Source organism: Intrasporangium sp. (genome assembly GCF_030452765.1).
Classification (GTDB): Bacteria; Actinomycetota; Actinomycetes; order Actinomycetales; family Dermatophilaceae; genus Intrasporangium_A.
In genome coordinates, this window is the sequence record NZ_JAKDLO010000171.1 from 1 (window position 1) to 9,210 (window position 9,210).

At 68.9% G+C, this 9,210-nt stretch carries 8 protein-coding genes; 2 read left to right on the forward strand and 6 right to left on the reverse strand.

Annotation, left to right across the window (positions count from 1 at the left end):
- Together L0H79_RS17705 and L0H79_RS17710 are read right to left on the reverse strand one after the other, a co-directional pair.
- Positions 1-634 (reverse strand): NeuD/PglB/VioB family sugar acetyltransferase (locus L0H79_RS17705; RefSeq protein ID WP_301485968.1); only part of this gene is annotated, 634 nt, incomplete at its 3' end.
- 32 nt (positions 635-666) lie between these two features.
- Positions 667-1,650, reverse strand: a complete 984-nt coding sequence (locus tag L0H79_RS17710) for a DMT family transporter (RefSeq protein ID WP_301485969.1) — start codon at positions 1,648-1,650, stop codon at positions 667-669.
- A gap of 70 nt (positions 1,651-1,720) precedes the next feature.
- Between L0H79_RS17710 and L0H79_RS17715 the strand changes: the two genes are divergently transcribed.
- Together L0H79_RS17715 and L0H79_RS17720 are read left to right on the forward strand one after the other, a co-directional pair.
- The gene (locus L0H79_RS17715; protein ID WP_301485970.1) at positions 1,721-2,281 is read left to right on the forward strand and encodes an ABATE domain-containing protein; all 561 of its coding nucleotides are present in this window, start codon (positions 1,721-1,723) and stop codon (positions 2,279-2,281) included.
- Between the two features lie 158 nt (positions 2,282-2,439).
- Positions 2,440-2,718, forward strand: coding sequence for a ribbon-helix-helix domain-containing protein (locus tag L0H79_RS17720; protein WP_301485971.1), 279 nt, complete (start codon positions 2,440-2,442; stop codon positions 2,716-2,718).
- 114 nt (positions 2,719-2,832) lie between these two features.
- Here L0H79_RS17720 and L0H79_RS17725 read toward each other — a convergent pair whose 3' ends face one another.
- From L0H79_RS17725 to L0H79_RS17740, 4 genes are all read right to left on the reverse strand, one after another.
- Complete coding sequence (locus L0H79_RS17725) at positions 2,833-3,813, reverse strand: ribose-phosphate diphosphokinase (RefSeq protein WP_301485972.1); 981 nt, start codon at positions 3,811-3,813, stop codon at positions 2,833-2,835.
- Positions 3,810-5,360 (reverse strand): bifunctional UDP-N-acetylglucosamine diphosphorylase/glucosamine-1-phosphate N-acetyltransferase GlmU, encoded by a 1,551-nt coding sequence (gene glmU, locus L0H79_RS17730; protein WP_301485973.1) that lies wholly within the window; start codon positions 5,358-5,360, stop codon positions 3,810-3,812. Before glmU ends, L0H79_RS17725 begins: the two co-directional genes overlap by 4 nt.
- Before the next feature lie 154 nt (positions 5,361-5,514).
- Positions 5,515-7,323: a glycosyltransferase family 2 protein gene (locus L0H79_RS17735; RefSeq protein ID WP_301485974.1), complete on the reverse strand. Its 1,809-nt coding sequence runs from the start codon at positions 7,321-7,323 to the stop codon at positions 5,515-5,517.
- An 831-nt stretch (positions 7,324-8,154) separates the two neighbouring features.
- Positions 8,155-9,045, reverse strand: a complete 891-nt coding sequence (locus L0H79_RS17740) for a sugar nucleotide-binding protein (protein WP_301485975.1) — start codon at positions 9,043-9,045, stop codon at positions 8,155-8,157.
- Positions 9,046-9,210 lie beyond the last annotated feature (165 nt).

Genomic DNA, 9,210 nt, shown 5'->3' on the forward strand with positions numbered 1-9,210 from the left:
CCGGCCGCGCCGGCACCCCTACCCACGTCTCCCCCGGACCCACGTCACGCAGCACGACCGAGCCCATCCCGATCAGGCTGCCCGCCCCGAGCGTGAGCCCTTCGCGCACCGAGGCCGCCATCCCGACGTAGGCGCCTCGCCCCACGACGACGGACCCGCCGAGCACGACCCCGGCACACAGCGTCGCGTACGGCTCGATGCGGTTGTCATGCGTCAGAACGACATTGGGCATCGCGACGACGTGCTCACCGATGACGACCTGGGTCGTCGCGACGACTCCCGCCAGCACGATGGAGCCGTGGCCGATGATCGTGTCGGGAGCCAGCATCGCTCGCGGATCGACGATGCTCGCGTAACGCCGCTCGTCGACGCCAAGCCGGGCAAGCCGCTCGACGATCCGATCACGCACCGTTCCCTTGCCGGCACACACGACGAGCCCGGCGTCGGGATACCGCCCGAGGTCGTCCAGGCTCCCGAGGACCCTGAGACCGGGTGCCACCTCCTGCCCGGCGAGCGCGGCCGAGTCGTCGAGGCACCCGGTGACCTCGATCCCGGCTGCCCGGGCCGCCGCGGCAACCTCTCGCGCGAGCCCGCTCGCCGCGAGCAGCAACAGGGGCGCGCCCTGTCCAGCCATGTCCCTCCTCAGCCGTGCCAGCGCCCTCGACGCTACCCGCTGAGCGCTCCGTGCGTGGCGGGTTGGGCGACCTCGTCCGTATGCCGCTCAGCCCGTCGCGCGCGCACGCCGCGCAGCTCGTCGGCCCGGACCGCGACGACGCCGCCGATGATGAGCGCGCCACCGAGGAGCTGGACCGGCATGGGCAGCTCGCCCAGGACGAGCCACGCGAAGATGATGGCGAAGAGGACCTCGGTCAGGGAGACGAAGGACGAGACCTTCGCACCGAGCATCCGCACGGCGGCAACCCCAGCGACATACGAGAAGGCCGCGGCGACGATCGACACGACGAGGATCGGCACCCACCAGGGGGCCGGGGTCGAGCCGATCTCGACCACGGACGCGCCGCGGGTCATCTCGAGGATGCCGGTCGCCCCGGCGAGACCGAGCACGATGGCCCCGACGATGAGCCCGGAGCCGGCGAGCGCGATGGCCGGCAGCGCGTCGGCGGTCTTTGCCGAGAGCAGGAAGTAGACGACGAGGCACACCGCTGCCATCAGGCCCCAGGCCACGCCGACGGCGCTGATCCTGGCGCCACCGGTGAGGTCGAGCACGAGGAGCAGCCCGAGCAGGGCGAGGGCGACCCCGATCAGGGTGAGACGCCGGGGAGCCTGCCGGTGGCGCACCCAGAGCCAGCCCACGATGAGCACCGGCGCGAGGTACTCCAGCAGCAGGGCGACCCCGACCGAGAGGTGGGTCACGGCGTTGAAGTAGGCGAGCTGGGCGCCTGCGACGGCGGTCAGACCGTAGCCGAGGACGAGCGGCGCGTTGCGGCGGAGCAGCGGCCACCGACCACGCAGGCTCAGCAGGGTCGGGACGAGAAGCACGAGGGCGGCGATCCCGATGCGCAGCGTGACGACGGCACCGGGCGACCACCCGCCGAGCAGGAGGCTCTTGGCGAAGGCCCCGGACGTGGCGAAGGCCGCCGACGAGACCAGTGCGACGCCGAGACCGAGAGCAGGCCGACGCTGGGACACAGGACACCTCCGTCATTAGCGAAATGGATTACACTGATGACACTAGTACTCGCTGCCGTCAGGAGTCAAAGTGGTTTTAGCCCATGATACGGAGGTGGCCCTCGAGTTCGTCGTGAGGCTTGTCAACAGCGCGACGACGGGCCCGGACGGGGCTGACACGTTGTGGACCGTCGGCGACCTCGAGGCGCTCCTCGGCGACGACGGCTGGACCGGCAGTCGCACCCATGACCAGGCCGAGGTCGAGGCGATGCGCCGGCTGCGCCCGGGGCTGCTGGGTCTGTGGATCGCCGGCGAGGACGAGGCTGTCGACCTGGTCAACGACCTGCTCCGGAAGTCGAAGGCCCTGCCCCAGCTCGTCCGGCACGACAGGTGGGACTGGCACCTGCACGCGACCCCCGCGGACGCGCCACTGGCCACCCGCGTGGCGGTCGAGACCGCGATGGCCTTCGTCGATGTGATCCGGGCCGGCGAGCTCGACCGGCTCAGGGTCTGCGATGCCGACGAGTGCAACGACCTCGTGCTCGACCTGTCCCGCAACCGCTCCCGGCGCTACTGCGAGGGGGGGTGCGGGGCGCGGGCCCACTCGGCGGCATACCGCGCCCGCAAGGCCGAGGCACCCCGGGCCGAGTGACCGGAACGAGCTGTGTGACGTGGCCAGGCTGAGCACGAATCGGTGCCCAGCCCGGCGCTCGATCCGGCCGGTTGACCCGTAGGGCCGGCCAGCGAGTTCTGTAATACGATTCTCGTGGTCGGTGTGTAACGCAACCTGCTGCCAGAAGGATGGTGACGATGCCTACGACATACGGGACCACAGCCGATGGCACCCCGATCACCGACGAGCTGGTCGAAGTGATGGCCGACGAGGCCGAGCGGGGCTACGACGTTGAGCAGATCAAACGTCGTCGGCGCGGCGGTCGCCCGCCGTTGGGGTCGGCTGCGTCCTCGGTCGAGTCCGTTCGACTCGACCCTGAGCTCAAGCGCGCCCTGATCCTGCGAGCTGCCGAGGAGCACATCAGCGTGTCTGAGGCCATTCGCCGTGCCATCGGCCAGTACCTCCACGCCAGCTGAGCACCCGGAGGGTCACGGGCTCAACAGTTCCCTTCTGCGCATCAGGGTCTTGCCACGGACCATGACGGTGGGGCCGGATCAGCACAAGCAGCGATCAGCAGCTGGGCGGCATACTCACGCCTTGCCGTCGAACAGGCTCGTGACCGAGCCGTCCTCGAAGACCTCGCGAATCGCCCGGGACACGAGCGGGGCGATCGACTGGACGGTCAGCTTGTCGAACCGGCGCGACGCGGGGATCGGCAGGGTGTCGGTCACGACGACCTCCTCGACCTTGCACGCCTCGAGCCGCTCGACGGCCGGGCCCGACAGGATCGCGTGGGTCGCGGCGATGATGACCGAGGCGGCGCCGTCGGCCATGAGCGCGTCGGCGGCCTTGGTGATCGTGCTCGCCGTGTCGATCATGTCGTCGACGAGCACGCAGACCCGGCCCTTGATCTCGCCGACGACGCGGTTCGCGACGACCTCGTTGGGCCGGCTGATGTCGCGCGTCTTGTGGATGAAGGCCAGCGGCGCGCCCCCGAGCCGGCTGGACCAGTCCTCGGCGACCTTGATGCGACCCGCATCGGGCGAGACGACGGCGAGGTCGAGGTGGCCGTACTTGTCGTCGACGTAGTCGGACAGGATCGGCAGCGCCATGAGGTGGTCGACCGGGCCGTCGAAGAAGCCCTGGATCTGGGCGGTGTGCAGGTCGATCGCCATGAGCCGGTCGGCGCCGGCGGTCTTGAACAGGTCGGCCATGAGCCGGGCCGAGATCGGCTCGCGGCCGCGATGCTTCTTGTCCTGGCGGGCATAGCCGTAGAACGGCAGCACGACGGTGATCCGCTTGGCCGAGGCCCGTTTGAGCGCGTCGATCATGATGAGCTGCTCCATGATCCACTCGTTGATCGGCGCCGTGTGGCTCTGGATCACGAAGGCGTCGCAGCCGCGCACCGACTCCTCGTAGCGCACGTAGATCTCGCCGTTGGCGAAGTTGTACGCGGAGGTCGGGACGAGCTCGGTGCCGAGCTGCTCGGCGACCTGCTGGGCGAGCACCGGGTGCGCCCGGCCCGAGAAGACCATGAGGTGCCTCTCGGTCGTCTTGCTCAGGCCGGTCATCGGGCATCCTTCGGCTCGGTGGGCGGCGGGGACGTCGGAGCCGGCCCACCGGGGCCGCTCTCCAGCCGGTCGCCCTCGAGGACGGCGCCCGCCTCGGTCGCGAGCGCCTCCTCGGCCTCTGCCGCCGCGGCCGCCTGAGCCGCCTTCTCGGTCTTGGTGCCGGCGCGGCGCCGAGCCACCCAGCCGTCGATGTTGCGCTGCCGGGCCCGGGTCACCGCGAGCTGCCCCGGGCCGACGTCGCTGACTACGGCCGAACCGGCCGCGACATAGCTGCCCGCCCCGATGGTGCGCGGCGCGACGATGACCGAGTCGCTGCCGACGAAGCTCCACGCGCCGACCTCGGTGTGCGACTTGGTCAGCCCGTCGAAGTTGGCGAAGATCGTGCCCGCGCCGATGTTCGCGCCCTCGCCGATCGTCGCGTCGCCGCAGTAGGTCAGGTGCGGCACCTTCGCCTCCGGCCCGATGTCGGCGTTCTTCGTCTCGACGAAGCCGCCGATCTTGCCCTTCGCGCCGAGCTTGGTGCCGGGGCGCAGGAACGAGAAGGGTCCGACGGTCGCGCCCGGCCCGATCTCGGCGAGCTCTGCCTGCGTCCGTATGACGCTCGCACCGTCGGCCACCTCGGTGTCCTTGAGCGTCGTGTCGGGTCCGATGACGCACTCCGCGCCGATGGACGTCGCGCCGAGCAGCTGGGTGTTGGGCTGGATGACGGTGTCCTGGCCGATGCTGACGTCCGCGTCGATCCACGTCGTCGCGGGGTCGATGACGATGGCCCCCTCGCGCATCGCCCGGTCGACGAGGCGGCGGTTGAGCTCGGCACCGAGGCGGGCGAGCTGGGCCTTGTCGTTGACCCCCTCGGTCTGCCAGAGGTCCGCGACGAGGTACGGCGTGACCCGCAGCCCCTCTGCCCGGGCGATGCCGACGACGTCGGTCAGGTACTTCTCCCCCTGGGCGTTGTCGGTGCCGACCTGGGCGAGCGCCTGCCGCAGGACCGCCACGTCGAACGCGTAGATGCCCGAGTTGACCTCGTGGATCGCCAGCTGCTCCTGTGTCGCGTCCTTCTGCTCGATGACCGCGGACACCCCGCCGTCGGAGTCGCGCAGGACCCGGCCGTAGCCGGTCGGGTCATCGAGGGTGGCGGTGATGAGGGTGACTGCGCTGTGGGTGCGTTCGTGGTCGGCCAGCAGCTCGCGGAGCACCTCGGCGGTGAGCAGCGGCACGTCGCCGTAGGTGACGACGACCGTGCCGCTCAGGCTCTCGGGCAGGGCCTGCAGGGCGCACTCGACGGCGCGGCCGGTGCCCGGGACCTCGTCCTGGTCTACGACGATGGCCTCGGGGTCGACCCGCTCGACGTGGGCGGCGACCCGGTCGCGCTGGTGGCGGATGACGACCTCGAGGTACTCCGGCTCGGTGCCACGCGCGGCGCTGATGGCGTGCGCGACGAGGCTGCGGCCACCGATCGTGTGAAGCACCTTGGGGGTCTTGGACTTCATGCGTGTGCCCTCGCCGGCGGCGAGGACGATCACGGCGGCCGGCCGTCGATCGCTCACGGGTCGCAGCTCCTCCTGGTCGGTGACGCCGGTCGGCAGGCGGGGGCCCGGGGCGCCGCAGCCATGCTACTCGGGCGCGGTGGCGGTCCGGGGGGCGCGCGTCTGCCCCGTACACCACGGCCGGCGTCCGCCTGCGCGACCCAGAACCCGCGGCTCAGACCGCCTCGACCACCGCGCTGTCCAAGTCGTCCCCGGCGCGCCACCCGTTGATCCACGTGCCTCGGCTGGTCCACGCCGTGGTCCGTGCCCTGTGGCATGCATCGCGTTTCGAGAACAGCGCTCGCTCGGCAATCGAGCGAGCACCGATTCCCAGGAGCAACGCCCCGCGAGCGATCGGGGCCTGCCAAGCAGGCAGATACTGGTTGTACAGGGTCACGATGCCGCGAAGGGTGAGGATTTGCCGTTGGCCTGGACTCGAACTTGCACCACCCACATGCCGGTACCGGGCGCGCGGCGTGAACATGGGTCGGCAACCCAGTTCCGCGGCACGCATCGACAGGTCGGCGTCCTCGCCGTACAGAACGTACCTCTCGTCGAAGCCGTCCAGCCGCTGCCACAGAACGCGATCCACCAAGAGCAAGCCTCCCGTGAGCACGGGAACCGTGCGGATGTCATCACGTTTCCAGCCTCCGAGGGAGTCGGGGTTGAGTCGCGAGGGCCACGGCAAGGCTGAGAAGCCCAGCCCGAACGCAAGGGACTGCCTCAGGGATGGGCGGGCCAGACACGACTGCGGGTGCAGGCGCCCGCTCGTATCGGTCGCGCGCCCTCCGTACAGACCCGCGTTGGGGAACCGCAGGGCCAGCGCGAGCAACTCGTCTATCGCACCGGAATCGAGGCTACTGTCCGGGTTGACGAGCAAGATGTATGACCCTGTTCCCTTGGCGGCCGCCTGGTTCACCGCGCGAGCGAACCCGGTATTGGTCTCGTTTCGCACCAGGTCAGCTTCCGGGTGGGTGATGCTGACCACGTGGGGCGTGCCATCCCGAGAGGAGTTGTCGACGACGGTCACTGTCAGCTGCGCCCAGTGTGAGCGCAAACTGGAGAGGCACCCGTCAATGTGCGCTCTGCTCTCGTGCGTCACGACCACCACGTCGACTCGAAGAGTCTTCTCATCGTGGTCCGCCAAAACTTCCTCCCGTAGCCGGAGCGCCCGTCCCCATGGAGGCGTTCGCGCCTGCGGGAGCCCCTTGAGCGACAGCTGCACGGTTGCACTGACGAGCAAGAAGCCTGGCCAGTGGAACCAGGTGCGCGGCCCGGTCATGCCGAAGTGGCGGGGACCGCGCTGCCACCTTCGCACCGCTGACCGCTGACCGCCCGCTGCCAGTTGCCGATTCCCCCAACGCCAGCGACGCAGGACCGTGACAAGGTCGCGCCCCTCCGGCATCACCAGCAGAAAACCACCCTCCGGAGCGACCACTCGTTCCGTCGGGTCGAAGCGAGTCCGGACGAAAAGGTCGTCGGCAACCACATCCGGGAAGGTGCCCCATCTTCGCCGTCCAGCCGGGTTGGCCGCGTAGCAGCCCGCACCGACGACATCGTTGGCCACGCCGGGCAGCTGGCTCCAGATCGCGGCATAGGCTCGCGTCAGGCGCAACAGTGGACGGACGAGGACTGGTACTGGTGCCGTCAGCCGAGGGCCCGGAGCGGACAGAACCGCATGGACCGACGCCAGTGACCCCGGCAGCAACACCGTGTCCGCGTCCAAGTACACCACCGAGCATCCGCGGCAGTAGGTGTCGCCGATGTTGAGCGCGCGGACCTTGCCTGCGCATTCGATTTCCACGACCACCAGTTCGTGTCCACGCTCCCGCGCGAGCGCCCTCTCCGCATTGGCGGCCGATACCGTGGCGTCGGTGCAGCCATTGGCCACGACGATCACCCGCAGCGAGGGTCCCGTAGTGGTCAGTACTGCCCGCAGGCAGGCCGGGAGCAGCGCCTCCTCGTTGTGCGCCGGGATGACCACGTCAAGACAATCATCCATATCGGAACCCCCTGTCCGGATGCTCGGCGGCTGCGGCAATCAGGTTCACGGCCACGAGAACCCCAAACCCTGGCCAGGAACGGGGGTGCCGCACGATCGTTCGCGCCAAGCCGGCCTTCCGAGACACGTCGAATCCGTCGCGCCGCGGCACTTCGCGATTTCCTCGGTTGTACCGTTGACGGGCACTCACCAGTTCTCGGAGACCCTCTGGCGGGAGCACCGAGTACGACTCCGTTTCGACCAACGTTCGCTCAACGGGACGAAACCTCGTTCGCACGAACTTGTCGTCAGAGTGCAGGTTCGGGAACTGTCCCCAGCGTTTCCGCCCGAGTGCACTGACGGCATACGCCCCGATGGTTGCTGGACTCTGCCGCACATAGGGGATTTCACACCAAGCTCGGTAGTAAGCCCGAGTGCACCACGAGTCGGATTCCGGTGGCCGCAGGTGCAACGCCGCGAAGTGATATCCGGTCTCCGGAACAAGTCGGGCAGCCAGCTGGGTCACGGCGCCCGTCGACAGCTCGGCGTCCTGGTCGAGGTACAGGCGGGGGCCCTCCGGGAGCAGTCCTTCGGCGCCCGCGAGGGCCGCAGGTCGACCGGGACTCGTGTGCACGACCTCGCAGCGCCGTCGAGCGGATCGAATCGTGTGCGCCAGGGCATCGGCGACCAGCCACGTCTCAGCGGAGCCGTCATTGACTGCGACGACGACGTGCAGGTCTCCCGCGAAGTCCTGAGCAGCCAGCGACAGCATGCTTCGAAGCAGGGCCGGCCCAGGTTTGTAGGCGGGAATGACCACCGTGAACGGAGGCATCGTCAGGGTACGATCAGGGGTTGCGCGAGGCTCCCGCGAGGCGGAGCGGCGATTTCAACGTGCGGGAGCAGTTGCGCGAGGGCTGCGGCGTCCATCGCCATGTTGGGGGGCCGCTGCGAGCCGCCTTGGAGCTGTTCCCGGCCGACCGGCTCGAGCCGGGCGATCTTGCCGACGGACCTGGCGAGCCGCTCGAACAACTCATACGGGGAGATGGCTTCAGGCCCCGCAACGTGCAGGAGGCCGGCATGACGCCTCCTTCCCAGCTCGGCGATGACCTGCGCCGCATCCTCCAGGCGAAGTGGCGTGCGGACCTCGTCCGTGCAGGCCGGAATCACGGAACCCGCGGCGAAGGCTGCGAAGACGCGCGTCCATGTCGTCTCACGCGGACACAGCGGGAGCCCGTAGAGCAAGGAGAGCCGTGTGACGCAGCCACGCTCATGGGACAGCACCCCGCCTGCGGCGACTACCTTGCTGCGCGCGTAATGAGACATCGCGGTCGGCCGGTCGGTTTCGCGCCAGGGTCGGCCACGATCGGGCCCCCAGACAAAGTCCGTCGACGGATAAAGGAGCCAGCTGTCGTGGTTCTTGGCCCAATCAGTGATCCGCTTCGTCACCACGACGTTCATCTCCCAAGCCATCTCCGGGAGTTGGTCCGCCTGCGCCGGCGAGGTCATCCCGGCGAGATGGACGACATGCGTGGGTTCGAAATCGTCCATGATGGACTCGAGCTCGGGACTGCGGACGTCTACCCCAATGACTTTGCCGTGTCGAGCACAATGACGCCTTCCGAGTCCCACCGTCTCACGTGGGCTCTCGGACGCGAGGATGACGGCGTGCATGACTTGCGCCCCCAACTGTCCACACGCACCAGTAATCAGCCATCGTTCACGCATGAAGACTGTCCCCCAAGACTCGACTCAAATCAGAGAGTACAGAGTTCGATACTCGGAGTCCATAGCATCTAGAGCGTCAAATACAGCGCATTTTCTATCAGACGGCGTGTTGTAAACATTCAGCCCCTGCCGGGCCGGTCCTGCGGTTTTGCGCGGCCTGAGCGC

What these genes read in the sequence shown, in the direction of transcription:
- L0H79_RS17720 (WP_301485971.1), top strand. Translation starts at nt 2,440, where the DNA reads ATGCCTACGACATACGGGACCACAGCCGATGGCACCCCGATCACCGAC.
- L0H79_RS17725 (WP_301485972.1), bottom strand. Translation starts at nt 3,813, where the DNA reads ATGACCGGCCTGAGCAAGACGACCGAGAGGCACCTCATGGTCTTCTCG.
- L0H79_RS17740 (WP_301485975.1), bottom strand. Translation starts at nt 9,045, where the DNA reads ATGCGTGAACGATGGCTGATTACTGGTGCGTGTGGACAGTTGGGGGCG.